Below are 25,734 nucleotides of genomic sequence, written 5' to 3' on the forward strand. Positions count from 1 at the left end.
GGGCCGGGTCGGGCCGGGCTGGCCGTCGGCCGTCCCCCGATCAAGACGACGCAACGGAACCGTTTGCCGGCCCGAACCGTCGACAATCTCAACCCGCTCGGGCATGCAGGCGGGGGCGGGAGGCGACATGACGGGCGCGGCGATGTTTTCGGGGCCTGAGCGCGAGCGGATCGCCGCGGTGCTCGCCGAGATCGCCTGCGCCGCCGGTGAGGTGCTGCGGCGCTATCATCGCGGTCCCTGCCCCCACGCCCTCAAGCCCGACGGATCGCCGTCGAGCGCCGCCGACGTCGAGGCCGAGGCCTTGATCGTCGCGGCTCTGGCCGCCCGCTTCCCCGGGATAACCGTCGTCGCCGAGGAGAGCACCCCGGCATCCGAACTCGCGGTGCGGCCGTCCCAGAACTTCTTCCTGGTCGATCCTCTGGACGGCACCCGCGACTTCCTGGCCGGGACGCCGGATTACTCCGTCAACATCGCCCTGGTCGCCGGCGAGCGCCCGGTGGCGGCCGCCCTCGTCGCCCCCGGCCTCGGGCGGGCCTGGTGGGCCGGCGCGGCCACCGTCGAAGGCCCCGTGATCGACGGACGCCCGGGCGCGGGCAGTCCGGTGCAGGCCCGTCCGGCGCCGCGCAGCGGACTCGTCGCCCTGGGGAGCCGGCGGCACGGCGATCCCGAGACCGCGACGTGCCTCGCCGCCCTGCCCGTGTCGGAGACCCGCCAGACCGGATCCGCGCTCAAGTTCGGGTTGATCGCGGCCGGCGAGGCGGATGTCTACGTCCGCTGCGGGCCGACCATGGAATGGGACACGGCCGCCGGCGACCACATCCTGGCGGCGGCCGGCGGCTGCGTGGTGGTCCCCGGTGGCGGCCCGATCCGGTACGGCTGCTACCGCGAAGGCTACCGCAACGGGCCGTTCGCGGCCCTGGGCGACCCGGACCTCGCCGCCGGCCTCGCGCTGCCGGCCCCCGGGCCCGCCCGGCCGGTTCGGACGCGACTCACCGCGGCGCATCCTTGAGCGGTTCATCCTTGAGAGGCGGGGCCTTGAGCGGCGGGTCCCGAGTCGGCATGTCCAGCTGGTCCTGCAGGCCGGGCCAAGCCGCCTCCGCCTTGCGGACCAGTTCGGGCGCAGCCAGGAACCGGTCGCGTCGGGCCGCATCCCGGAACAGGTAGAGGCGCTCGCCGATGACGGCGAAGACGAGCGGGTCGGCATCGACAAGGCGCCCATCCAGGATCCCGGCGGCGTCGAAGCCGCCGAGCCGCGGGGCGTAGACCTCCGGGTTGTCCCGGAAGGCCGTCCTGTCGGCACCGTTGGCGAAGCGCCAGACCTGGCCGCCCCACGACAGCTCGAACCGTGCGGCGCCGGCCCGCGGCCCGTCCTTGAGGAAATAGCTGACCGGGTCGAACCCTTGGAGCGCCAGCAACTCGATCGCCGCCGTGTCTCCCGGCTCTGCCGCCGTCGGCGCGCCGCCCGTCAGGGCGGCGGCGAGCGCCAGGACCGGCACCAAGCCGGAGCGTGCCGCGTGGAGGCGCCGGCGCCCGGGACGCGGCGCGTGGAGCGAGGCCGGAGTGGGAGCGGCGTCAGGGCACGTTAACCACATCTTGCGGTTTTCCTCAGAAGCTGGTCCGACGTATCGATCCGCGCCGCCCCGGATCGCGGGCCCGTCCTCGAGCGGATCCCGGTCGCGGGTGCGGCCGAGACCGGCTCATGTCCGCGGCGGCCAGGATCCGCCGCGGAACCGTTAAAGCATCGCCCGAACGATGGTCACCGGCTTTCGGACGATGCGGAGTCTCAAGAGCGGCGGCATCGGCCTGGATCCGATGCTGCCGTCGAACCGGGCGAGGAGGCAACGATGACGGCACGAGACGAGCGCGGCACCCACCGCCGCCACCTGCTCCGCGCGGGCCTCGGCCTGGCGCTGGGTGCGCCGCTAGCGGGTTTTTCCGGAGTCGGCGCGGCGCTGGCCCGCGGCGAGGACCTGGACACCCCCGAGACGTTCCGCCCCGGCGAGATCGTGGAATCGGGCCATCGCTTCTTCGGGTCGGTCTCCCGCGGCCTCGCACTCACCGTCGAGGAGGCGGGGCGGCGCTGGGGCGAGCCGAACGGCTATATCCTCGGGCAGGAGGGCGGAGGTGCAGTGGTCGCCGGCGTGCGCTACGGCGAGGGCACGCTCTACACCCGCAACGCCGGCCAGCGCCGCGTCTACTGGCAGGGGCCCTCGGTGGGCTTCGACGTCGGCGGCGACGGCGCCCGCACCATGATGCTGGTCTACAACCTGCCGAACGTGCGCGAGCTGTTCCGGCGCTTCGGCGGCGTCGACGGCTCGGCCTATCTGGTGGGCGGCTTCGGCATGACGGCGGTTGTGAGCGACCGTATCATCGTGGTGCCGATCCGCAGTGGCGTCGGCGCGCGGCTGGGGATCAATGTCGGCTATCTGAAGTTCACCCGGGAGGCGACCTGGAACCCGTTCTGATTGATGGGTGGAGCTTGATTTCGCCCCGGCGACCGACCTGGGTTAGACTGATCCTGGGCCGGGTCTTCCGGCCGTCTGCGCGGGCCGTCCCCTCGTGATCGAAACCGTGATGATCTTCGCGCTGGGATTCCTGGCAGCGAGCCTGTGCGGCCTCCTGCTGCTCCCGGCACTCAACGCGCGCGCCGCGCGCCTGGCGCGGCGGCGGGCGGAGGCGCGGCTGCCGCTGTCGCCGGCCGAGATCGCCGCGGAGCGGGATTTCCTGCGCGCGCAGTTCGCCGTGCAGCAGCGGCGCCTGGAGCGCCGGGTCGAGACCGTGCAGGCCAAGCGCCATGCGGATCTCGCGGCGATCGGTGCCGGCGCCATGCGGGCGGCCGCCCTCGCCCGGGACGTGGCGGCCCGCGACGGCGAGATCGCCCAGGCGCAGGCCAAGACCCGGGAGCTCGAGACCGAGCTCACCAGCGCCCGCGAGGACGGCACTGCGAGCGTCGCTACGCTCCGCGTCCTCGAGGAGGCGCACGCGGACCTGCTCGACAGCCTCCTGGCGGTCCGACAGGGCCGGCACGCCGACCAGGCGCCGCCCGGCAATGCCGACGCGAATCCCGTCGCCCTGGCGGCGGAGCGCGACGACCTGCGGGCCAGCCTGAAGGCCGCCGAGGAAGCCCTCGCCCAGACGCTCACGGATCGCCAGGGCGGCGTCGAGCGGGAGAACGCCGACCTGCGCAGGCGGATCTCGGAGGTCGCCGACGCCCTCACCGGCCAGGACCGGATGCCCAGGGCGGCCTTTCCCGCCCCCCAGCCCGAGCGCGTCTGATCGGAGCGCAAAGCCCGATCGCCGCTCAGAAACGTTCGCTGATTGCCTTGTTTCGACCATGCAAAGGCATCATCGCAACCGGGACTTTTCCCGACAGTCCTGCCTCCGAGAGATGGTACGTATCCCCATGCGCCTGAAGCCAATCCTTCTCGCCGTCGCGGCGGCTACCGCCCTGACGCTGCCGGCCGCGGCGCAGCAGTCGAAGCGCGGCAACGAGACCCTGAAGAAATACTGCACCGGCGATTATCTGACCTATTGCGGCAACCTCGCCCCTGACGACCCGGCCACCGACGCCTGCTTCCAGAAGAACTGGAAGAAGCTCAGCGAGAATTGCCGCCGGGCGATCGACGCGTACGAGGCCCAGCAGCAGCAGGACGCCCCGGCCAAGGGCAAGCAGGGCGCCCGCGGCACCAAGGAGCAGCGGGGCTGAGGCGAAGCCGCTTGCTGTGGCGGGTCGGCGCTCGCGCCGGCGCTCGCCAACCGCTAAGGTAAGGCTCCCGCCGGCCCTCGAGCGCCGGCGCCGAGCCCGCCGGATCCTCGCGCGATGTTGTCGTCTCCCGCCCTGAAGCTCCTCGCCGCTTCCGGCCTCATCGCCCTGGCGCTCGCCGCCTGCGGCCGACGCGGCTCCCTGGAGCCGCCGCAGACCGCGGCCCCGTCCCCGACCGCGCCGGCGGGCTCCGATGCGGTCGCCGGCCGCCGGACCCTGCCGGTCTCGGTCGGTCTCGGCGGCGGCGCGGAAGAGCCGACGGCCGCGGCCGTGCGGGCCGGGGACGAACTGTCCATCGCGGCGGTTCCGCCGGGCGGCACCGGGGCCCCGATCGAGACCGGCCGCGGCGCGAAGCGCGGCTACCGGATCCCCAAGGAGCCTTTCATTCTCGATCCGCTGCTGTAGACGGCTTTTTGCCGGAGCCCGCCTCCGCGCCTGCGCCGTGTCGTGCCCCTCGTCGATGGGCGCCCCGCCGGCAGGCGGCCGGGATGTTTCACGGGAAACACCTCGCGCTCCGGCACGCAGGAGAGACACGGCCGAGATGCACCACTTCCACTATCGCGACGGTCGCCTGCAGGCCGAGGACGTCGATCTGACGGGCCTTGCCGCGGAGGTCGGCACCCCCTTCTACTGTTACAGCAGCGCCACCCTGGAGCGGCACTACCGCGTCTTCGCGGAGGCCTTCGCGGGCGACGACGCGCTGGTCTGCTTCGCCATGAAGTCGAATTCGAATCAGGCCGTGCTGCGGACGCTCGCCGCCCAGGGCGCGGGCATGGATATCGTCTCGGCCGGCGAGTTGCATCGGGCTCTCGCGGCCGGGGTCGACCCGGCCAAGATCGTATTCTCCGGCGTCGGCAAGACCCGGGACGAGATGGTGGCGGCGCTCCAGGCGGGGATCTTCTGCTTCAACGTCGAGAGCGAACCCGAGCTCGTCCAGCTGTCGGAGACGGCGGTCGGCCTCGGCCTGACCGCCCCCATCTCCGTGCGGGTCAACCCGGATGTCGATGCCGGCACCCACGCCAAAATCTCCACCGGCAAGTACGAGAACAAGTTCGGCATCCCGATCACCCGGGCCCCGGAGGTCTACGCCGCGGCCGCGTCCCTGCCGGGAATCGCGATCCACGGCGTCGACATGCACATCGGCAGCCAGATCACCGACCTGGCGCCGTTCGCCAGCGCGGCACGGCTGCTCGCCGGCCTCGCCCGGCAACTCCTGGCGGCCGGCCATCCCCTGCGCCACATCGATTTCGGCGGCGGCCTCGGCATCCCGTACCGGGACGACAACGCCCCGCCGCCCGACCCCGCCGCCCTGGCCGCGACCCTGCGTCCGCATTTCGCGCCGCTCGGCCTGCGCCCGGTCTTCGAGATCGGCCGGATGATTTCCGGCAATGCCGGGATCCTGGTGACCCGGGTCCTGTACGTGAAGCACGCCGAGGGGCGCACCTTCGTGATCGTCGACGCGGCGATGAACGACCTGATCCGGCCGACCCTGTACGAGGCCTATCACGGCCTGCGGCCCGTCGCAGAGCCGGGCGCGGACGCGCCCCGCATCGTCGCCGACGTGGTCGGCCCGGTCTGCGAGACCGGCGACTATCTCGCCCTCAACCGCGAGATGCCCGCGGTGCAGGCGGGCGACCTGATCGCCGTGATGAGCGCGGGCGCCTACGGGGCGGTCCAGGCCGGCACCTACAACACCCGCGCCCTCGTGCCGGAGGTGCTGGTGCGCGGCGACCGGGCCGCCGTGGTGCGCCCGCGCGTGAGCGTCGAAGCCCTCGTCGCCCTCGACCGGGTTCCGGACTGGCTGGCGTGACCGGCGCGCCGGCGGGCTCGCGGGCGGCCGGGGCGGGACCGCTGCCCCTGTCGATCTTCCTGATCGCCCGGAACGAGGCGGACCGGATCGGCGCCACCATCCGGGCGGTGCGCGACCTGACCGACGACCTCGTGGTGGTCGATTCGGGCTCCACGGACGGCACCCAAGCCCTGGCGGCCACGCTGGGCGCCCGGGTGATCCACAATCCCTGGCCCGGCTACGGCCCGCAGAAGCGCTTCGCCGAGGAGCAGTGCCGGCACGTCTGGCTGCTGAACCTCGACGCCGACGAGGTCGTCCCCGCCGAACTCGCGGCCGAGATCCGCGCCCTGTTCGCCTCCGGCGAGCCCGGCCGGGCGGCCTGGCGGATCGGCATCGCGGAGGTCTTTCCGGGCGAGGGCCGGCCCCATCCCTGGGCCTACCGGCTCACCCCGGTGCGCCTCTACAGGAAAGACCGGGGGCGCTACGCGGCCTCCCCGGTGCACGACCGGGTCGCCCTGGAGCCCGGGGTGAAGCCCGGCCGCCTCCGCGGGGTGATCCACCATTTTTCGGTGCGCTCGCTCGGCGATCAGCTGGACAAGCTCAACCGCTATTCCGACCAGCAGGCGGACGACCTCGAGGCCCGGGGCGTGGTGATTCCCACCTGGCGCGTGTTCGTCGAGTTGCCGGGCAATTTCCTCAAGGCCTATCTCGGCCGACGCCACGTCGTGCGCGGCACCTACGGCTTCCTGACGGCCATGAACTACGCCATCTCGCGGCATCTGCGCATCGCCAAGCACTACGAACGCCGCCGCCGCACCGCCACCGGCCCGGATCGGGTTGACCCGCCCGATCCGACCTTCTAGAGCCAGAGCGCCGGAGACGTGGCCGAGCGGCTGAAGGCACTCGTTTGCTAAATGAGCATACCCCGAAAGGGGTATCGAGGGTTCGAATCCCTCCGTCTCCGCCACCACACTAAATTGTGGTGAATTCGCCGTAGCTTGCTCTCGGACAATGGCTTTCTGGACGCCCGGTGGTACACACGGGTGGTACACATGGCCCTGGCGATGGCGACTCCCTGGCTGCATCCGCGATCTGGCTTCTACTACCTGCGCCGGCGTGTCCCGGACGAGCTGAAGGCGCTCGTCGGCAGCGGCGAGATCCGCCGCAGCCTCGGCACGCGCGATCCCAAGGAAGCCAAACGTTTGTTCCCCGCAGCGCTCGCGGCTCTCGAGGAACAGTGGGCCAACCTGCGCGACGGCCCCCAGGCTTTGAGTGAGCGGGCGTGCATCGAGATGGCGGTTCGTATCGGTGAAGAATTTCTCGCGCACCACCGGGAGGCGCCGAGCCAGCAGACGCAGTGGTCGGTCGACCTCGGTGAGGACCTGTTCAAGCAGTCAGCGACAGAGCTCGATCTGACGAGGCCCGCCGTCGACCTGATCACGGAGGGCTTCGATCGCCACGCGTTCAAACGCGCGGAAATGCGCACTTGGTGTGAAGACATTGCCGATCGCTATCTCGCGCAGAACGGGTTGCGCGTCGACGCAGGCAGTCGGAGCGACTTCGTCTGGGCGATCGCCGATGCGACGCAGGCCGCGGCGCTGAACCTGCGCGAGCTTAGCCAAGGTGCTCGTCGTGCGTTTGAGGTACGTACCGCAACGGCACCGCTGCCGATGACCGAAATTCGAAGCACGCGAGTACCGGTGGTACGGGCGGCATTAGACCGCGCTGAGCAGGCGGCTGCCATTTCGTTTGAAACGCTGATCACGGGATGGCTACGCGAGCGGCAGCCTTCGCTTAAGACCGCCTACGTCTTCCCCCGAACAGTGCGCGAGTTCATCGCTTTCGTTGGCCACGACGATGCGGCAGCGGTCGGAGAAGACGATCTGATCCGCTGGAAGGACGCGCTCCTCGGCAAGGAACTGCGTGGCTCGACCATCCGCAACGGAAAAATCGGTCCGGTACGCACGATCCTGCAGTGGGGGGTCGACAACAAGAAGCTGTCGACGAACATCGCGCGCGGTATCAAGGTAACGACCAAGGCGCGTCCCCAGGACCGCAAGCGGGATCCCACCGAGGACGAAGTTGCGATCATCCTTGCGTCGGCCTCCGCAGCAGAGGACAGCGTGCGCCGGTGGGTACCGTGGCTGTGCGCCTATTCCGGAGCGCGCGTCGCCGAAATATGTCAGCTGCGCAAAGAAGATGTCTACACTGACGGGGACATCCCCGTCCTGGCCATCCGCCCGGAGGCCGGTTCGCTCAAGAACGAAAATTCGGAGCGGACGATCCCTGTCCATCCACGCCTCATCGAAGAGGGTTTTCTTAAATTTACCGCACGTACCAAATCCGGACCGTTGTTTCCGGACCTGCCACCTGACCGCTTCGGCAGCCGAGGCGGCAATGGCTCCAAGATTCTGAGCCGTTGGATTCGGTCGCTGGGAATGAAAGACCCACGCATGCAGCCGAACCATGGCTGGCGACACCGCTTTTCGACGCTCTCGCGCGATCACGGCTTACGCGAGGACGTGACGATCTACATGCTCGGACGGCAGAAAACTGTGAGTGGGGCCTACGGCGGCTACGGCCTTAAAATGCTGCTCGAACAGATGTCCAGGATCCCTTGATGTCACCGCGCTGCGGTCTGGCCGGAAGCGCGGCTTCTGGCGCGCAGGTCATGTCGCTCCATCCGCGACACGCCAGGCCCCCCACGGGCCCCGAGCCTCCATCGCTATCCAGGCGAGATGGGGACCGCCGGGTAAAATTCCGAAGGGCATCGGTAAGAAGGGCAAGCTCGGCGACGGGATTGCTCAGGATGGGGTACAAGGCTTCGCAGCCATCCCCCAAAGACGATGCTCCACCCCGATGGATCGGAGGGTGACATCCTATCTGCGCTGGCCACCGGGATAGTGGGAAGCGGTGCGTTAAGGCCAACAGCCCAGCCCTGGCCTACCTGTCATAAGGTTGCATTTCCGATCCAACGGTCGACCGACGCCTCGCAGATTGCGAGTTCGATCCGGACGGCTGGCTTCGCCGCCGCCTAGGCGAAGCCTTGCTCTTCGAGCAAGACGGCCTCCCTCGGCCTCCCTCAGGAAGACAGATAAGAGCCCTCAATAAAGAGGGTTTCGACAGCTCTGGAACGCTAGGAGAGGGATATATGACGCCGCCCGACATGGAGAAGGTCGGTGGTGGCTATCGTGGCTTGCGTTCCGCCGGGGGCCCATCTTCCGTGACGGCGATGCCGGCGCTCTCGATCAGGCCGGTTTGGACGCCTTCATCAGCCTCGTTCGCCCCACGCCTCACATCAGGCACGGTGACGCCGACGAAGCGTTCTCCACCACGGACTTCTAAATTAGCCGGGCACCTGGGTTTCATCAGCAACACCGACGGCTCTGACCCGGACGCCTGAACCGCCCCACGCGCCCGACCTCTTCGGAGACTCCGCCAGGTCGGGCAGGCCTTCCTTCGGGGGTCACTGGGCCCACCCTTGCGAAGGTAGACGCGGCGGTCGGGAGTTCGCGGATCCAGCCGCGCCGGCGTTCGTCGGCCTCGATCAGTGCGTGATGCGGCGGGGTCACCCGAGTTCATGCCCGCGACGATCCCGCCGGTTCCGCCCAGCGCAGCTCCTCGATCTCGCGGTGATCGTCCGACAGGCAATCCCGCGCGAGCGACTGGCGCAGCACGAGGGCGCCGACGCCTCGCTCCGCGGCCTGCTGCTCGATCGAAGCGTTCAACGCTTCCAGCTCGTCGTCCTCGTGATGCAGCAGCGCCGGATCGGCCGAGATCTTATCGAGGTCCGCCCCGGCTACGTCTTGAAGACGCAGGTGCAGCACGATGGCCCGGATCCGGCGGAGGATCTCGTCACGCCTGTTCGTCGTGTCGGCTGGTGCCGGGACTGTGGGGACGGGACGGCTGTCCAACGCGGCCCGCATCCAGGCGGCCGTCGGCCCGACCCAGTTGAGATCGAGTGCGGCCCGCAAAGCCGGCAGCGTGCACGCCGGCAATCCCGCCGCGCGCTCGCACAGCGATCGCAGCGATCCGGGACGCCCGCCCGCCGCTGCAGCCAGCACGCTCACGACTTGTTCGTCACAAGCGACCCCGTGCGTTTCTAATAAGGACCGCGTGTAGACCTGCGCCTGGAGCGCGGTCACCGGCCGCATGCGGTAGACCCGGCAGCGCGACACCCCGGCCAATCGCATCTCGCGCAGGTCGCGGCCCATCAGCACGAACGTCACGCCGGCCGGCGGCGTCTCGAGGGTCTTCAGCAGCACGTCGAAGGCATCCGCCTCGCACGCGTCCACGTTCGCGATGAGCAACACGACCCGTTTGCTGAAGGCGGCCGTGCGGGCGATCCTGACGAGATCGCGCGCGCGATCGCGCGCGTCCGTCCGCGCGAGATCGGCGTAGCCGTAGCCGAGGCCGCCGGTGCGCTCGAACTCCCGGCAGGCCTCACAGCGGTTGCACGACGCACCTTGCGGCGTAGGTTCGTCGCATAAGACGGCTTTGGCATAGAGGCAGGCGAGCGTGCGCTTGCCGACGCCCGGCGGTCCGTAGAGGAGCAGCCCCGTGCCGTGATCGGCGCGCCGCACGCGCTGGCGCAGCGCCTTGACCACGTGGCCATGCCCGAGGACTTCGTCGAAGGTCGCCAGTGTGCCGACCCTGCCGCGCGGATCGAACGCGGCATTCTCCACGGTCGAGGCATCGGGCGCGGTATCTACGGCCTCCAGCGTGTCCCTAACGCGCTGTGCGAGGCGTCGCAGCCATAGTGGATCAACTTGACCTGAGACTGATGGCAGAGCGTCGGCCAGTGCCCGGAGGAGTTTGTCGCGTGATCCTTCCGGCGAACCGGCCTCGCCCTCCGTCATCCGCCCCAGCGTCCGGTCCAGACGTCCCCAGACGCCGGACAGTGGATCCGCCAGGTCTACACCGCTTCGCGCGATGTAAGCGCGCACGAGCCGGTCAAGACCTAGCGTTAGGCCGTCGGCTGTCACCCGTGATCGATGCGCCGTCCGCGCCTTGGTGGGGACGAGCTCACCCTCGGCCGCCAGAATTAACGCGGTCCATAGCACTATGTGACGGGAATCAGCGTTCGGGCCACCGTGACCATCTTTAAGCAAGCGAGCCGTAAGTTCGTAGAGTTCGCCCATGACGGTGCGCGCGCTCCAGCCGCGCCGCCAGCGACGCGCATCGAGGGCCGCCACGAGCCGGACAGCGTCCCAGCTGTCGCTTCCCGCCAGCAGGCCCTTGAGATGATCGCTCACGGATGCGCGCGCCCGCCGCTTCAGGGTGGCGCGTCGGTGCTGGGCCTGATCGTATCGGTTACTGACCGGATCGGTCGCGGTGACGACCACCTCGTCGAAGGCGCGGATCAAGGTGAACAGGTTCGGCTTGTCGGCGAGCATCTCCGCGAAGCGCGCCACGAACCCTTCCTGCCTTAGGAGGTCCGGTTGGTCGGCGAGATCGGTCGACGCCTCGAGGTAGCGCAGCACTGGCTCCAGCGTCTCGCAAGTGACCGCTGGCTCCTCCAAAACGAAGCTTGCCGCGCGCACGGACAGCCACGATGGCCGCCTCGTTAATTCGCATCCCGCCGGCACGAACAAGGCAATGCGCTGGTCCGTGCGCACTGCGAAGGCGCGCAGAATGGCGTCGAGGTCTCGTTCGGACGCCTTCGGCACAGCGCCGGTCTTCCAGTCGCACAGCTCGAGCTGCCGAGGCTCGAACAAAGAGGTCTCGACGAGGTTGGCGAGCAACTCGCTCGGCTTGGATAGTCGGACGATACGGTCCTCCTTCTCCGCCAGGGCAGTGAGCGCCTCCCGCACGCGCTGGAGCAGGGCGCCTGTGCGGTATTCGTAGATCACCGCACCCGGGATCGGCGGGCTGTCGAGCAGGTAGGCAACGTCGAGCATGCGCCTCAGGCCTCCCCGCCCTGCCACCAACTCCGCCACGTGCGAGGACGGCGCTCGGGGGGCTCCGCCGCCCATAGCGACACGCGTGCATCGACCTCGGACTGCGCTGCAGCAGAGCCGTCTCCGAAGGTCTGGCGGAGGATCGCCAAATCGAGCTCGCGGGACTCGCGCAGCCTGAGGCGATCGACATGTTCGTCGAGCTCCCAGCCACTCTTCAGATGAGACCATGCCTCGTTCGCAAAGACCGACAACGGCATCATCCCGTTGCGGCTCGCACGCGCGATCGCGGCCGCCGACAGCGGTTCGGATACGCGAATCAGGGGACCCTCGACCGGGGCCGACTGCCTGGGCCGCCGAACGCTCAGCAGTTCCAGCATCTGTCGCGGACGCGTCGCCTCAGGATCCCAACCGGTAGCCGCCCGATCGAGGCCCGCGCACAGGTCGAGCACCTCCTGCCAATGAAACCGCACCGCGGCGATTCTGTCGATGGGTCCGACACGCAAGCTGAGAGCGTCCGCGTCGAGCCCAATCCGATCCGGCTGGCGCCACGAACGATGCCAGCTCTCCGCCTGGGCCACCCTATTACCGGCTCGGCCGGTTTTGCTGTGGGGCAGATGAGCGAGAACGGTCCCGCGCAGGCCCAGCTCGTCCCGCTCGACGAGGCTCAGGCGGGCGAAGGGCTCGATCGACCATGATGCGGCCTGCGCGTCGAGCTCGGCGTCGAACGCGGCTATCAGCGCCGCCTCGTCCCCTCCCGCGAACAAGGCTGGGCGAAGCCGGAACACTGCGTTGAAGGTAACCCCGTGCTCCTGCATCAGGAAGGAGGCGGTGTCGATGATCGTGCGCACGTCCTGTAGCCGAAGGAAAGCTGCGTCGGCATCATCCTCTGATGCGCCCGAGCGAATCGCTGCAGTTGCAACTGAGGTGCTGGCAAGGGCCTGCGAGTCCGGCGAGCGCGGGATCGCTGCATTCGTCCCAGCAAGATCGCAATGCTCGGCCGAGCCCGCGGCGGTCAGGCAGCTGTTGACGAGGTCGTGGAACAACGTGACCTGCAGAAGGCCGGCAGAATCGTCCGCAACTGCCTTAGCGTTGGCCCAGAACCGCATCAGCTCGCGCCAGATGGGCGCTAGGTCGCGCCGATCTGACAGGCCGAGGCGGTCGCGGAACCGCTCAATGATCCGGGTCCGGTCGCGGGACGCGATGGCGCTCAGGGAGGGCTCGACGGTGACGTCGAGACCGATTAGCTCGGTGTAGTACAGCGCCGTGAGGAAGGCCCGGACCCAGCGCACCCGCTCAATTGGCGGCTCGCGCCAAGCGAAGATCGTCTTCGTCTGACGAGCGAAGTCGCCATCGGCCAGCGCCAGGAAGTAGTCGACGAGCACGTCGGTGTGATCGACGTCGAAGACCTCGCGCACGCGCGCGACTGTCAGCATGCCTCCGTCCGGGTCGTAGACCTGCTCAAGCCCGATAAGCAGGTCGCGGGGATAGCCGTGCTTGAGGCTGGCCAGCAGCGCCAGGGCTTCGGGCTCGTAGGCGATGCCCTCACGATCGGCGAAGGTCCTGAGGAAGCGGATCGCGAGGTCGGGTGGCAGCGGGCGGACCTCTAGGTGGAACAGCCGCGAGCGTAGTGCCGTTGGGATCGCGTCGAACTCGGTGGTGGCGAAGCAGAAGATCACCCGGGGCTGCGGCTCCTCGACGCTCTTCAGGAGAATCTCGGCGACGGGCTTGGAGAGGCTGTGCGCTTCGTCGAAAAACAGCGTGCGAATACGGTAGCCAAGCGGTGGGTTCGGCGGAGTTCGGTTCAGCTCCCTGAGGATTGCCCGGACCATGTCCGCTTTGTTCTCAGCGGCGGGCACGTCGACCTCATAGAATCCGGCCTCCTTCGGTTTGGTGGCGGCGATGGTACACCAGCGGCAGATCCCGCAAGGCGAGCCGTCCTGCGGCGCGTCGCAGTTCAGCGCCTTGGCGTAGAGGCGCGCGAGGGAGGTCTTGCCTGATCCGACCGAGCCATGCAGCAGCAAGCTGCGGCCGATCTGCCCGCGCTGGATGAGCCCGGAGAGGAAGCGGACCGGGTGAGTCTGGCCCCAAAAATCCTCGAAGCGTCGGGGCCGATACCTGTTGGCGAAGTTGGGCATGTCCGTCGTCATGGTGGCGGATCCGATCAGTTGATAGTTGACGGAAGGAGGTCTCTTGGAGACCCTGGAGACCCTGGAGACCCTGGAGACCCTGGAGACCCTGGAGACCCTGGAGACCCTGGAGACCCGAGTTGCGTCAGGCGGCCGACACGCCCTCCTTGAGCGGATAGATGATGCCGTACTCCTTCTCGACCTTCGGCTCGAACGGCACAGTCGGGTCGGCCACGTGCAACGCCATCCGCTCCGCGAACGCGTTGGACGAGATCCAGCACGAGGCCTGCTCGCAGAACAGTAGATGCAGGCCCTTCGCCCGGACCCCATGGCGCGTCGTGATGTTCCTGACTGCGCTCGCATCGACGTCGAGGTTGCGCAACCACGTCAGCACGGGATCCGGGGGACGGCCCGCCTCCTGCAGCGCGACCAGCGCGGGCAGGTGCGACGAGATCGGTGCTTCCCCGAACACATCGACGGCGCGCCATAGCAAGCCGTAATCGGTTGCATCCACCGCCTTCCACACGGTCGGATCGCCCCCGGTTTCCGCCTTGCCGTTTCGGAAGGCGAGGCTGGCGAAGCGCCGGTTGCCAGTGGCGTCAGCTACGAGTCCGTCGATGGCGATGTTGGCCGTGCCGATCAGCGTCGTCTGCTGGCGGTGGCCCTCGCTCATCGAGGTGCCGAGCTTGCGCCGTCGCAGACCCTCGCTGGTCACGAGGCTCTTAAGCACCGGGACGAGCTTGACCTCGATCTGCTCCATGTCGTCCACGAACAGCGCTGGGAAACGGTAGATGTCGCCACTGCGCCGGTCGGTGAAGTCCGAGAGCAGCACGGGGCCAGTGGCGAGCTCGGCCAGCGGTGCTAACAATCGGCGCACGAAGGTCGTCTTGCCGCCGCCCTGCACCGGGCTCCACACCACCGGCATGAGGTGGTGCTGGATTTCGAGATTGAGGAGCTTGCGCTTCACTTGCCAGATGAAGTGCTGCAGGCAGGCGGTTGCCAGCACCGGCTCGGTCTCGAACACGGCCTCGGCGAGCCGTGCCCACCCGACCGCGGCCGCCGCCCGCTGTGCGTCGGAGGTCGGCATCAGCAGGGGCAGGACTATGTCCTTGCGCCGTGCGCGCTGAGTGTCGCGCGTGACCGCGCGCACCGCCCGTGCGAGGTCGCTCTTGGTGATCTTGGCGCGGCGGACCTGGGTCTCACCGACCAGTTCGTCGAGGAGCCAGGTGCCGTTGATATCCTCCTGGTCGAGAAACCCGGCGATCTCGGCGGTAGTCGTCGCGCTGTGCGGAGCGCGTGCATGTCGAAGCGAGCCGTCGAACAGGATCTCGACGTCGCATTCGGCGAGGAAGGCGCGCACGAAGGCTACCGCGGCGTCGCTTGGCTGCGTCTCGACGCTCTTACGGCAAACCGCATCGGCCTTGTCGGCCGCCTCAAGGTCGTTCGAGATCCGCGCGGCAGTCGTGTCGCTCTCTTTCGTGTCGAAGGTACTAGGCTCCGAGGTGATCTCGTCGGTCCGAGCATCGTCCTCGGCCGTGATCGCGGTGATGGTGTCGTACGTGATGACTTGATCGGTGGTGGTCATGATACCCTCGGTCTTCGAAGGCCTTGCGGGGTTGAACGGGATGTCCGGGTTCGTCCGCGAGGCGATGGACCAGGGGTAGCGGGTCAGGGGCGGTCGCTGCGGAAACGGCGGAATTGTCCGGGGCGGGCTGAAGTGCGCGGCGCGAACAGGAGCAGGGCGTGGGGGGAGCGTATGTCGGGTTCTACTGGACGCTGCCGGTGCCGCGGCGCGGATTTCGAGCATTGCCCAAGGATGTCGAGGCCGCGGCTCAGAAAAGCCGCACGATCCGCTATCAGCTCGAGGTGATCCGCCGCTATGTCCGCGAGGAGAAAGGCCAGCTCGTCGGAGAAGCCGCGTTCATGGAAATGGAGGCCGACCGCGGCACGGAGCAAGTCGAGGAGGAGCTCGAACGCGTGATGCGCCTCTGCGCGACATACACGGCGACCCTGGTCTATGTCGACTTCTCGCTCGTTCATCACTGGCGCCCGCACGCATTCATGCGAATGTATCTCGCGAACCACGACGTTCCGCGCCAAGACCTTAGACCTGATCCGATCTTGATCGGGGGCCAGACCTTCGACCCGGTCAAGCACTTCCGACGCTGGCAGCAGCGCCATGATACCGACGCGGCTGCCTTACGCCAGCGTGCGAAAACCGAACTTGCTCTAGCGGTGAACCAGTTCCCAGAAGCTCCAGGCCGCTACCAAGCTGCAGCGGACGACCTCAACGGACGCGGCATCACCACTGGAACGGGTCGGCGCTGGACCTCCGAGGGCGTGCGCAAGGCTTACGCCCGGCAACAAGCTGTTTCCGCCGAGGACTAACGCCAAGCTTGCGATCGCGCTGGAAACGCTGGGGGGACCGGCAAAAAGCGACCGCTCGGCACCTGTGACCTAAGCTGTTCGATTGCGATATGATATCTACCTCTACCCCCCCCGGAGGGGACCACCGGGGGCTCTCGACGCCGATCCTGCTCCCTACGACCCCCCCGTGAATGGATCGAACCGGCAAAACACCCGTGGGTGAGACAATTTAGCTCCAATATTTCCTGCAATAGAACATTAGATTTTTATTGTGGCGGTCTATTTCTATCAAAAATGCTGTCTAAATTCTATATAATTTCTATACGGCTATCAAAATTTGAATCCGCTAAAACGGCTCTCCCCGAATCCCTCAATGTTTCGCGCATATGATGGTCCAGAAAGTTCGCGACCCGGTCTTCGTCTCGCAAAAACTGTTACCGTCAGCTGAATCTGGAGCTTGCCGCTCACCCTGCGGCTTCATCCGGATCAAGCTATGCCTCTTGCCCACGCGCCCTTCATCCCCGACGCCGTCCGCCGGCAGCACACCGCCTTCATCACCGGCGACACGCGGTTCGCCGCGGCTGCACGGCTCCTCGCCTCACTCTGGCGTACCGATCAAAACCTCCCTGCCGGCATTCAGGTCGAACGGGGATCCGGCGACAAAGCGGGCAAAACCCGTAAGCTGCGCGCCGGGTGGCGGCTTCGTCGCGAGGACGCCCTCGCCGGCCGCACTTTCCTCACACCGGAAATCGCCGCCTTTGTCCGGCGAGCCCTCATCCTACGCGAGCCCGGCGCCTTGTGGGACGAGGCCAAGATCCTCGGCCATCTGCTCTCCAGCCAGGGGCTGGCGCTCAACCTCTTCGGCCCCATGGCGCTCGACCTCGAACTCGCCACCCGCGTCTGGTCGCGCCTGCTGCCTGACTTCGTCCACTCGGTCGCGCAGCTCAAATTCGAGACTTCGCCCGGACGCGGGGACGAACGCCATCTGCAGGACGGTACGGCCTTCGACGTCCAGCTCAACGTCATCACACCCGACGGCGAGCCGGCCTTCATCGCTGTCGAACTCAAATTCATTGAGCAGATGGTCGGGCCCTCGGCTTCCATCCGGGCGCGTTATGGCGAGGTCGCCCGTGCCTCCGGCCTCTACTGCTCCCCCGACGATCCGCTGCTCTACCGCCCCGGGATCGAGCAACTCCGGCGTGAACACACCCTCGCGCAGCTCATGGTCGATCAGGGCGATGCCAGCCGGGGCCTCTTCGTCCTCACTGGCCCCGGCCTGAACCGCCGCGTCGCTGCCTCGGCGAAGGTCTACGCCGACACCCTCGTCGCTCCACTCGGCATCACCCCTGACCGCGTCGGTTTCGTCCACCTCACCCTCGAAGGCATCCTTGACGCCCTCGATCACGCAGGCGCTGCCGACCACGCCAGGGCGGTCCACGCCCGCTACCTCGACTTCGATCGCGTGGCTGCCGTCGCGCTGGGCGACACTCCACCCGCCCCCAAACCGTCCGGATCCCCTTCATCCCCGCTGATACTTCCGCCACCGCGATCCTCGACCCAGTCGGCAACCGATCCGACGCTCGAACCGCACGCCCCGCTCTCAACCCCGATCCGCACCGCTCTCACGGTCAGGCGACGCAAAACGATTCCTGCCCCTTCGTCGCCCCGGCCAGGTAAGCGACGGCGTTCTTCGACCGCATCGCCCTCGCTCCCCGTCGCGGCGGTTTATCCCGCGCGTCGGTTTCGTCGGAACATCTCGGCAGGTCTCGCCTGATGGCCCATCCCTGGTTCACAAAGGCGCAACGCCGCCAACTGCTGCTCAACGGTCAACGCTCCGCAGCCGGTAAGGACATCGATCCGTTGCCGGTGGTAAAACTCTTCCTCCCCGACGGCGCCCTCACTTGGCTGCTCACCGAACTCGACCCGACCGAGCCAACCCGTGCCTGCGGCCTATGCGACCTCGGTCTCGGCTCCCCCGAACTTGGCTACGTCGACCTCACCGTGCTCGCATCCATCCGCGGCCACATCAAACTCCCCGTCAGCCGCGACGTCTACTTCCAGCCCGACAAGCCAATCTCCGCCTATGCCGCCGACGCCATCGCGGCAGGGAGGATCACCGCGTGAGCCATCTACGTCTACCTCAGCCCTCGCGCTCGCCCCGCCCCTGGGTGCCGCGGTCGCCGATGCCACCGGATTCGGCCTCGGCGAACCGGACCGAGATAGTTCACGCAGCACCACTTCATGGCTTCGCCGTCTCGGCAGAGTTTGACCCTTTACAGACGCTGGCAACGTCCGCTGTCGGGTAGTTCAGTCTCGCCACCTCGCAACCTCGGCCGCTATCGCGACCGACAAGGCTGTGCCTCGACTTCTCCCGCAAATCGAGCAGTGGGGGACGCCCGAATGTCGCCTTCCGCCTGTTCCGTTGGCCGCCTATAACCGCAAGCGGGACCAATCGGGCGTCAGACCCTGAGCGGCGCTTCAGGGATGGGGACGTGGCAAACCTCGAGAGCGATATCATCGGCCGAGTGAACCGGCTGGCCCTGCGCCCTACCGAGAAAAACGCCCTGCTGCCGCTCATGGAAGCGGTCAGCAATTCGGTCCACTCGATCACGGACCTCTACGATGCGGATGCCTCTACCAAGGGCCGGATCTTCGTGCGTGTCGTCAGGCTTGGGGATGACCCTGCCGGCCGGGTGATCGGCTTCGATGTCGAGGACAACGGCATTGGGTTCACTGAGGAGAATTTCCGGTCTTTCAGGACACCGGACTCCCGGTGGAAGGAGGCGCGTGGCGGCAAGGGCGTGGGCCGGCTGGCCTGGCTGAAGGTGTTCGACCGGATATCCGTCGATAGCACCTATCAGGGCAAAACAGGCTGGGAGCGCCGGGCCTTCGATTTCCGGCTGTCTGAGGCGGATCAGATTCTCGAACGGGACACGCCAACGGTCGAACCCGCGCACCGGACCATCATCAGCTTCCGAGGCCTCAAATCTCCCTATGAGAACCGCTGCCCGGTCAAGAGCGGCGTCATTGAAAACCGGATCGCGGCGCACTTCGTCCCGCTGTTCGTCGCCGGCAACGCGCCCAAGGTGACGGTTGAGGACGACGGCATAACCGAGATTGAGACCGTGTTCAGCGAGAGTATCGTTGACCACGACACCACGACCATCACGATTGGCGAAGGGGATGACGCCTTCCCGCTCACAGTCTGGTCGCTCAAGTGCGACAAACGCATGCGGTTCGAGCCGCCAGCCTTCAACTTCGCTTTCATCGCGGGCGATAGCCGGTCGGTGATCGATTACGCCATTGACGAGCAGCTGGGCCTTAAGGCGCTAGACAGGGAGCATGTCTACATTGCCTGCGCGTCCAGCCCCTACCTCGATCAGAAGGTCAACAGCGAGCGCACGGCGTTCACCCTCGATCCGTCTGAGGTGGAGGAAATCAAGCGCGGCATCGGTCAGGCTGCCCGCCACTATCTGCGCTCCTACATCGAGGAGGCAGTTGCCCGGAAGGTCGAAACGACCCGGGATCTGATCGCGGAAAACCCGCAGTTCCTGTACTTGGCCGACGACCTGGAAAACTTCGCGGAAGGCCTGCAGCCCAACTCATACGGGAAGGAGGAGATTTTCCTCGAAATGTCCCGTGCGAGGTTCCGCAGACAGAAGAAATTTGTCGCCGTCGAAAAGTCGATCAAGACCGGGGATCTGCTGAAAGGCCCGCTGACGGAGAAGGTCGAGGAATACACAGGCTATATCGCTGACGAAAAGCGCGGCGCTCTGGCCGAGTATGTCACTCGCCGGAAGGCTGTCCTCGATTTGTTTGAAACGCTCCTCGAGTACGATGAATCTGATAAGGAAACCTACAGCAAGGAGGATGCTCTTCATCAGCTGTTTTGCCCCATGCGGATCGACTCCAAGGGCCTGACGATTGATGACCATAACCTTTGGTTGCTCGATGACCGTTTGGCGTTTTTCAACTACTTCGCATCCGATGAGAGGCTGTCGAACTACACGACCCTCGATAGCGATGAACGTCCAGACCTGGCTTTTTTCTACAATTCATGCGTGGCTTGGCGCGAGCGCGAGGATACGGACACGGTCGTAATAGTCGAATTCAAAAGACCGATGCGCGCGGAATACAACAAAGGCAAAGACCCTGTTCAGCAGGTGCTTTCCTATGTGAAGCGGCTTAAGGAAACTTCCGGAGAAGTGGATATCAGGGGCCGCGCCATAAGGGGCATCCGTCCTAGTACCTCGTTCCACTGCTATGTCGTGGCCGACATTACCCCGCAGCTCGAGGAGCGGATTATCGGCCGGTTTGAGAAGACCCCCGATGGCGAGGGCTATTTTGGTTACACGACCAATCCGGCCGCGTTCGTGGAAATCGTCCCGTTCGGCAAGGTGATGCAGGATGCGCGGCTGCGGAACGCGATCTTTTTCCAGAAACTCGGAATCACCAACACGGGCTGAAAGGCGTCGGCTCAGGTGACAGTGATTTCGCCTCGGGCGGCCATATCGTCCAGCGCATGGGCCAAGTAGCTGCGGACGTACTCGATCCGCGTTGCGATCAGGCAGGCGCCTCCTGACGGCCAGCCCCATACAATGCCGGTCACCTCTGCAAATTCCGGCTGCCACTCGAACCCCTGCGAAGCACACTCGACGTAGTGGGTATTCCAGACCAGTGACCCGCTCAGACCATCGGGACGCGGCAGGCTGTATCCGGGGTCAAGTTCCTCGGCCAGATCCGGGCGATAATCGATAGCGAAATGGAACGGATGCTCCCACCGTTCCGGCAAAGGGACTTCCTTTCCCGTATATGACGTGGCGTTACTCATCAGGGTATTGAATAAGAACTTGGATTCCTGCAAAGCGTAACCTTTGAGAAACAGAAGCTCGTTTTCAACCGGCTTATGTGCGGGCGCTAATTTAGTCTGCGGTATCGCCACGGCGTTGTGGGGCTGAAGCTTGGGAAGATTCCAGACGGCGGGATTAATCAGCGTAAATCCCACGTCAAAGGGATACTTGGTGCTGTAGGTGATGTGATGCAGCATGAAAACATGATCGTTGCCGAAAAACTGCGCTCCGATCTGGTTTATATCCAACTTCTCGAAATTATGATCGTTGGTAATCAGCATGATTTTACCGAGGGCGGTTATATACCCGCCGGTTCCAAGCAGCTCGCCCTCCTCGGGGCTAAGAACTTTGGAAAGCGGCGTCACAAACGGCTTGGTGAAGTCGCGCATCGAGCGCGTGACGTCAGTGGCGGCCTGCTTCCACTCGGCTTCGTTCTGCGGCATCGGCATAGGTCGCCCCCTTGTTTGGGAGCGATATGAGGCTGCCAGTCAGTCCGTTAAACCTGGCGACGGATAAAAGCGGTCAGGATGCCCGACACAGGCAGATGCGGGTTCGGTGTTTGAGGCGCTGAAGGACATGGGTGCCGAGGAGTTGAGTGAGCTGATCCGGGCGGCGGAAGCCGAACGGCAGGCCAAGCTCGATGAGGCAAGGCGGCAGCTGAAGGCGGAATTCGAGGAACGGGCCGCAAAGCTGAACCTGACCGTCGATGACGTGATCCGTGAGCCTGAGCGCCAACGTTCCGGTGGGAAGGTCGCGCCGAAATACCGTGGTCCGGGCGGTGAGGAATGGTCCGGCCGGGGCAAGCCTCCGAAATGGCTGGTAGCGCTCGAGGGGTCCGGCCACAGCCGCGACGATTTCAAACTCTAGCGCGTTCGCAGCGCTGATGCTCCACGTCGCGGGCGGGCTATTGACAACACGCGCGTGGGACCACCATCTTCACGTCATGGCGTCCGGGCTCGAAAGAGTACGCCTACCCCCCGCGGCCAACAGGCTCTGGTGAACCGGACAAGCGACACCGCCACTCGTTGCATCGAGGCGTGGTCGGCAAGGCGGGAGCTGACTGATCTATTGCCTCGGTGCGCGGGATGCGCACCATGTCAGCTCGTACCGATAATCAGCTGTCCGCTGAAAATCAGCCTCTTCGAAACACCCTGCCCCAAGGCTCAAACAGCACCCCGCATTTGCATGTGGGGCTGGAAAGCCGATGGTTTTTGCACCGTTGGAGGTTTGGGGCGGCGATACATACCATCCCCGGCCTAGTTACCCTTGTCATTGTGGTTGCGATGACGCTGGCGGCCATCGCCTTGGGGCGCTTCGGAGGGGCTTGGTAAAATGACGGAGTTGCCTAAGCCTCAGAAACTCACCCTCCACGCATTGAAGGCACGCGCACGAGCGCTCCAAAAGGCACGCAAGGCCGCTAGTAAATGCTTTGAATACTCGCATTGTCTGCACGAGGTTTCGAAGCAGGCTGGATTTACCTGTTACAATGCAGCCCTTAACGCGCTCAAAAATCCGGACGCGCCTCAAACGAGGAAGCGTGCCAAGCCCGTCAAACCTGTTCTCCCGCATGCTACACGGGCGGCCAAAGATTTTATGGATTGGCTTCATTCACAGCCGCATATGCCTATCATCCATTTCTCCGGCCACGGCAGCTTCAAGAACGAAGTTTCCTTACAGATCCGAGAACCGACCACGGTTTCCGATCTCGCATCCCTGATGTCGAAAATGAACGCGGCCTATGGCGGTAAGCTGGTTTTGCTGAATGCTTGCGTGGGATAGGCCCCTATCGCCCTCGGCCGCCATCGCGCTCGCCATGGCTGTCACCGGCAGCACGGTCCAGGTCGGCGCGGCTGCGAGCCAAGCCTTCCGCTTTTACGACAAGACGACAGGCGACCACTTCTTCGCTGCGGACGCGGCCGAGGCGGCGCACATCCAGGCTACGCTGCCGAGCCTCTTGGCGGAGGGCAGCCCGTGGGCCACGCCCGACAAGGGCGCGGACACCACCGACGTGCTCCGCTTCCTCGACACCAGCACGGGCGAGCACTTCTTCACCACGAGCACGGGCGAGCGCGACAACATCCTCAGCGGGCTGCCGAGCTGCCACTACGAGGGCGTGGGCTTCCAGGCCTACGCGGCGGAAGGGGCGGCGGGCACAGAGGCGCTCGTGCGCTTCTACAACGCGGACACGGGCCAGCACCGCTTTGCATTGTCGTACGAGGCAGCGAGCATCCGCCAGGGAGCGGCCGGCAGCGGCTGGGTCGAGGAAGGCAAGGCCTTCATCGTGCAAACCGACCTGCACACCATCGCCGCGTGATCGTCGGGCGGCGTACGCCGCCCGCACCGCAGCATCATCCGCGCGCGCCACAAGGGCATCCCGCAGGCGCATGGGCCCTGGTCGTCTGCGCTCGGCACGAGCACTCTGACTGGCCGCACGGCATGACCACTTTACAGAACGCTCGATGCACTTTTGGATGCCCGATGTAGGTCGATTGCGGAACGTCCGCTTCCAGACAGGCAGCCAACTCCCGCTTATGGCGCAAAGCAGAATCAGCAGGTCGTTCTTCTCGGCTTCAATTGGCTGCGGATCAGCCCCGACGCCGTCCACCTCGCAACGCTTGCGGCGCCGTTTCACCCTCCGCCGGCTGCATGAATAGCTCTGCCAGCGGCACTTGCAGCGTTGACGCGACGCGATCAAGCAGATCGACGGTCGGGTTCTCGGTCTGACGCTCCAGGCCGCCAAGATAGGCCCGATCCACGCCGGCATCCGCGGCCAACCGCTCCTGGCTGATACCTGCAGCAACACGCACTCGGCGCAGGTTCCACGCCACCAAGGCTCGTCCCGTCATCACGAGGCATAACGAGCCTCGATGTGGGCCAGAAAACCACTGGCAATAGCCACATGGATTGAGCTATGCCGGCCGCAATATCGGGTTGGCTTCGGTGAACCTCCCCTGCCACACAGGAGGAGCTGCATGCCCGACGCCAAGGACGCCCAACCCGGCCTGATCGCCCGGTTGAAAGCCCGCCACGCCAGGAACGTCGCGAACCAGGACATGCCGAAGGCTCGCCGAATGGGCTTCATTGGTGGTGCCGTCGCGCTCTGTCTTCTCGGAGGGTACCGCCTCCTCAACCGCCCCGACCCGAACGCCATCTCCTTCAAGGTCGGTGTGATGCCGGTCTGCGACAGCATCCCCGCGCGACGCCTCCTTCGTCAGGTCCTCGATCGGGCCTCGACCGCCAAGCAGGCCGGCGCCACGGTGCAGCGGCTCGGGGTGATCCAGGAAACCGGCTACGTCCCCGTTGGTGCCAAGGGCCTGGAGATCCGTCTGTGTCAGGCGGACGCGTTCCTGAACGTCGGACGCCACGACGTGCCCTTCACACTCGAATGGACTTCGCCGGCCAAGGACGAGCTGTGGATCGAAGCCGAGCCGCCGTTCTGAGCCTCGCCTCAGGCGCCGCCTCGATCCGCTTCGATGATTCTCCCACCTCAGTCCGGTGATGCGATGCTCATGTCCGATGCTGCCTTCTCCGTCCGCCGTTTCATGCTGGCCGGTGTTACGCTTCTCGCCGCCGGCATCGGGGGGACGGCCACCGCTGTGGCGACGACACAGGGGGTGGCGGCGCTCGACGGCTACGCCTGCGCCCAGGTCGATCCCGAGCTGTTCACCCGGCAGAATTGGTCCGACGGTGGCGATCCCTTCGGCATCCCGTTCATCGAATGGGACCGGACCACCTTCGAGGCACTGAAGCGGCGCATGACGGCCTGTGCGACCGATGCCAATCGGCGCCGCACGGTGATGATGCTCCGGTACATCGATGATCAGCCCTACGGTCGGCAGGCGCAGGTCACCGGACAGGTCGAGGCGTTGCGAGCCAAGCAGGTCGTTGCCGTCGATCGCGAGGTTGAACTTCGCGAGGCCGTGCGGTTGGCTGAAGCCGATCCCGACCTGTCGAGCCGCCGGACCCGTGTCGCTGAAATTGATCGGCGTCTTGCGCGCGGTGGCATCCCTTCAGCGCTCGAACTCGACCTCCGCGCCCGTCTCGATCCAATCCGGTCGGCCCTCGCTGACCAGGACTCGAAGAATGTGGCGGCCAATGCCGCGGCTCTAGCCCAGCAACGTACGGAGGCAGCCAACCGTGCTGAGGAACAGCGCAAGCTCGCCCTGCAGCAGGCCCCCGAACGCCAGGCCGATGCTCAACGCCAACAAGCGGCCACGCAACGCCAGCAAGCCGAGCTCGAGGCCCGCGAGGAGGCCGAACGGGTCAAGGCGGATCAGGCCTACGCGCAGAGAGCATCCGGCCTACCGGCACCGGTCCGGTCGTTTCTTGAAAAGAACCCGCAGTTCAAGCCCATGACCGCCCGGGAGGACCTGCTCCAGCTCCTCACCGCAGTGGACGCCGTCGGCTACGATCTCGAGACCTGTCGCGGGTCGCTCGAAGGCTACCAGTCCGATTGGACGGAAGCGCAACGCCGCTACGGGCTCGTGCAGCAGGTCCTCCTGACCTACCACGGCGTGACGGCTGCCAATCTCGCCGCCGGTGCCAAGGCACGTCGGCAGACCTGGACGACTAGCGGTGCCGCAGGCGGGTTGCGCGCCAACATCATCCTCATGCGTCAGGCGTGCGCGCAGGCTCTCAACCTTTCCACTGGGCTGGCAGAGTTCAGCCGCTAAAGGTTTAGGCCAATCCAGTTCAAAAAATAAGGTCATATTCAGGGGAGACGAAATGTGCGATCGGCGGTGTTGCAGCTACATACATTATACCCTGCATGAGAGCCCCCTGAGATCCCACTGCGATACGCGAGATCAGCAATCCACCCCCTACCTGTACCTACGCCCCTGGCTACCCAGCCGACGTACTGCTACCTACTGACTACCGGCCGTACGCCCCTCACTCGCCGACCTACCGTGATCTCCGCCCACCGTTCTCGAGCCGTACG

23 protein-coding genes and 1 tRNA gene are annotated in these 25,734 nt (G+C 66.1%); 18 read left to right on the forward strand and 6 right to left on the reverse strand.

What is annotated here, in order from left to right; all coding sequences use genetic code 11:
- Positions 1–127 precede the first annotated feature (127 nt).
- Complete coding sequence (locus FV242_RS16460) at positions 128–1,009, forward strand: 3'(2'),5'-bisphosphate nucleotidase CysQ (RefSeq protein WP_147939679.1); 882 nt, start codon at positions 128–130, stop codon at positions 1,007–1,009.
- On the opposite strand, the gene FV242_RS16465 is transcribed toward FV242_RS16460, so the two are convergent.
- A complete protein-coding gene (locus tag FV242_RS16465) occupies positions 990–1,592 on the reverse strand; it encodes a YHS domain-containing (seleno)protein (protein WP_246692737.1) in 603 nt (200 codons plus the stop codon). The genes FV242_RS16460 and FV242_RS16465 overlap by 20 nt on opposite strands.
- 252 nt (positions 1,593–1,844) lie before the next feature.
- On the opposite strand from FV242_RS16465, the gene FV242_RS16470 reads away from it, so the two are divergent.
- The 8 genes from FV242_RS16470 to FV242_RS16505 all read left to right on the forward strand — a co-directional run bounded on the left by FV242_RS16470 (position 1,845) and on the right by FV242_RS16505 (position 8,173).
- Positions 1,845–2,465 (forward strand): DUF1134 domain-containing protein, encoded by a 621-nt coding sequence (locus FV242_RS16470; protein WP_147939680.1) that lies wholly within the window; start codon positions 1,845–1,847, stop codon positions 2,463–2,465.
- Positions 2,466–2,574: 109 nt separating this feature from the next.
- Positions 2,575–3,276, forward strand: coding sequence for a hypothetical protein (locus FV242_RS16475; RefSeq protein ID WP_147909942.1), 702 nt, complete (start codon positions 2,575–2,577; stop codon positions 3,274–3,276).
- Between the two features lie 127 nt (positions 3,277–3,403).
- The gene (locus tag FV242_RS16480) at positions 3,404–3,706 is read left to right on the forward strand and encodes a 3',5'-cyclic-nucleotide phosphodiesterase (protein WP_147909941.1); all 303 of its coding nucleotides are present in this window, start codon (positions 3,404–3,406) and stop codon (positions 3,704–3,706) included.
- A gap of 114 nt (positions 3,707–3,820) precedes the next feature.
- A complete protein-coding gene (locus FV242_RS16485; protein WP_147939681.1) occupies positions 3,821–4,168 on the forward strand; it encodes a lipoprotein in 348 nt (115 codons plus the stop codon).
- 136 nt (positions 4,169–4,304) lie between these two features.
- Positions 4,305–5,573, forward strand: a complete 1,269-nt coding sequence (gene lysA, locus FV242_RS16490; protein WP_147939682.1) for a diaminopimelate decarboxylase — start codon at positions 4,305–4,307, stop codon at positions 5,571–5,573.
- Entirely contained in the window at positions 5,570–6,415 is an 846-nt protein-coding gene (locus FV242_RS16495; RefSeq protein WP_147939683.1) for a glycosyltransferase family 2 protein, read from the forward strand. Before lysA ends, FV242_RS16495 begins: the two co-directional genes overlap by 4 nt.
- Before the next feature lie 12 nt (positions 6,416–6,427).
- Positions 6,428–6,519: transfer RNA gene (locus FV242_RS16500), tRNA-Ser, on the forward strand.
- 85 nt (positions 6,520–6,604) lie between these two features.
- Positions 6,605–8,173, forward strand: coding sequence for a site-specific integrase (locus FV242_RS16505; RefSeq protein ID WP_147939684.1), 1,569 nt, complete (start codon positions 6,605–6,607; stop codon positions 8,171–8,173).
- Between the two features lie 957 nt (positions 8,174–9,130).
- Here FV242_RS16505 and FV242_RS16510 read toward each other — a convergent pair.
- The 3 genes from FV242_RS16510 to FV242_RS16520 form a co-directional block, all read right to left on the reverse strand.
- Entirely contained in the window at positions 9,131–11,452 is a 2,322-nt protein-coding gene (locus FV242_RS16510) for an AAA family ATPase (protein WP_187278451.1), read from the reverse strand.
- A 5-nt stretch (positions 11,453–11,457) separates the two neighbouring features.
- The gene (locus FV242_RS16515) at positions 11,458–13,599 is read right to left on the reverse strand and encodes an AAA family ATPase (RefSeq protein ID WP_147939686.1); all 2,142 of its coding nucleotides are present in this window, start codon (positions 13,597–13,599) and stop codon (positions 11,458–11,460) included.
- 124 nt (positions 13,600–13,723) lie between these two features.
- The gene (locus tag FV242_RS16520; RefSeq protein ID WP_147939687.1) at positions 13,724–15,163 is read right to left on the reverse strand and encodes a primase-helicase family protein; all 1,440 of its coding nucleotides are present in this window, start codon (positions 15,161–15,163) and stop codon (positions 13,724–13,726) included.
- 158 nt (positions 15,164–15,321) lie between these two features.
- Between FV242_RS16520 and FV242_RS16525 the strand changes: the two genes are divergently transcribed.
- The 4 genes from FV242_RS16525 to FV242_RS16540 all read left to right on the forward strand — a co-directional run bounded on the left by FV242_RS16525 (position 15,322) and on the right by FV242_RS16540 (position 20,411).
- Positions 15,322–15,966: a hypothetical protein gene (locus FV242_RS16525; RefSeq protein WP_147939688.1), complete on the forward strand. Its 645-nt coding sequence runs from the start codon at positions 15,322–15,324 to the stop codon at positions 15,964–15,966.
- Positions 15,967–16,438: 472 nt separating this feature from the next.
- A complete protein-coding gene (locus FV242_RS16530; RefSeq protein ID WP_147939689.1) occupies positions 16,439–17,719 on the forward strand; it encodes a hypothetical protein in 1,281 nt (426 codons plus the stop codon).
- A complete protein-coding gene (locus FV242_RS16535; RefSeq protein WP_147939690.1) occupies positions 17,719–18,069 on the forward strand; it encodes a DUF2958 domain-containing protein in 351 nt (116 codons plus the stop codon). The genes FV242_RS16530 and FV242_RS16535 overlap by 1 nt, the downstream gene beginning before the upstream one ends.
- Positions 18,070–18,437: 368 nt before the next feature.
- On the forward strand, positions 18,438–20,411 hold the full coding sequence (locus FV242_RS16540; protein WP_147939691.1) for an ATP-binding protein: 1,974 nt from the start codon (positions 18,438–18,440) through the stop codon (positions 20,409–20,411).
- Positions 20,412–20,422: 11 nt separating this feature from the next.
- Here FV242_RS16540 and FV242_RS16545 read toward each other — a convergent pair whose 3' ends face one another.
- A complete protein-coding gene (locus tag FV242_RS16545; RefSeq protein ID WP_147939692.1) occupies positions 20,423–21,238 on the reverse strand; it encodes a hypothetical protein in 816 nt (271 codons plus the stop codon).
- A 112-nt stretch (positions 21,239–21,350) separates the two neighbouring features.
- Between FV242_RS16545 and FV242_RS16550 the strand changes: the two genes are divergently transcribed.
- From FV242_RS16550 to FV242_RS16560, 3 genes are all read left to right on the forward strand, one after another.
- The gene (locus tag FV242_RS16550; protein WP_147939693.1) at positions 21,351–21,662 is read left to right on the forward strand and encodes an H-NS family nucleoid-associated regulatory protein; all 312 of its coding nucleotides are present in this window, start codon (positions 21,351–21,353) and stop codon (positions 21,660–21,662) included.
- A gap of 465 nt (positions 21,663–22,127) precedes the next feature.
- Positions 22,128–22,574, forward strand: a complete 447-nt coding sequence (locus FV242_RS16555) for a hypothetical protein (RefSeq protein ID WP_147939694.1) — start codon at positions 22,128–22,130, stop codon at positions 22,572–22,574.
- Positions 22,558–23,109, forward strand: a complete 552-nt coding sequence (locus FV242_RS16560; protein ID WP_147939695.1) for a hypothetical protein — start codon at positions 22,558–22,560, stop codon at positions 23,107–23,109. Before FV242_RS16555 ends, FV242_RS16560 begins: the two co-directional genes overlap by 17 nt.
- Positions 23,110–23,380: 271 nt before the next feature.
- On the opposite strand, the gene FV242_RS16565 is transcribed toward FV242_RS16560, so the two are convergent.
- On the reverse strand, positions 23,381–23,641 hold the full coding sequence (locus tag FV242_RS16565) for a helix-turn-helix domain-containing protein (RefSeq protein WP_147939696.1): 261 nt from the start codon (positions 23,639–23,641) through the stop codon (positions 23,381–23,383).
- Positions 23,642–23,767: 126 nt separating this feature from the next.
- On the opposite strand from FV242_RS16565, the gene FV242_RS16570 reads away from it, so the two are divergent.
- Together FV242_RS16570 and FV242_RS16575 are read left to right on the forward strand one after the other, a co-directional pair.
- Positions 23,768–24,235: a hypothetical protein gene (locus tag FV242_RS16570; protein WP_147939697.1), complete on the forward strand. Its 468-nt coding sequence runs from the start codon at positions 23,768–23,770 to the stop codon at positions 24,233–24,235.
- Between the two features lie 69 nt (positions 24,236–24,304).
- The gene (locus FV242_RS16575; protein WP_147939698.1) at positions 24,305–25,468 is read left to right on the forward strand and encodes a hypothetical protein; all 1,164 of its coding nucleotides are present in this window, start codon (positions 24,305–24,307) and stop codon (positions 25,466–25,468) included.
- Positions 25,469–25,734 lie beyond the last annotated feature (266 nt).

This window comes from Methylobacterium sp. WL64 (assembly GCF_008039945.1).
Taxonomy (GTDB): Bacteria; Pseudomonadota; Alphaproteobacteria; order Rhizobiales; family Beijerinckiaceae; genus Methylobacterium.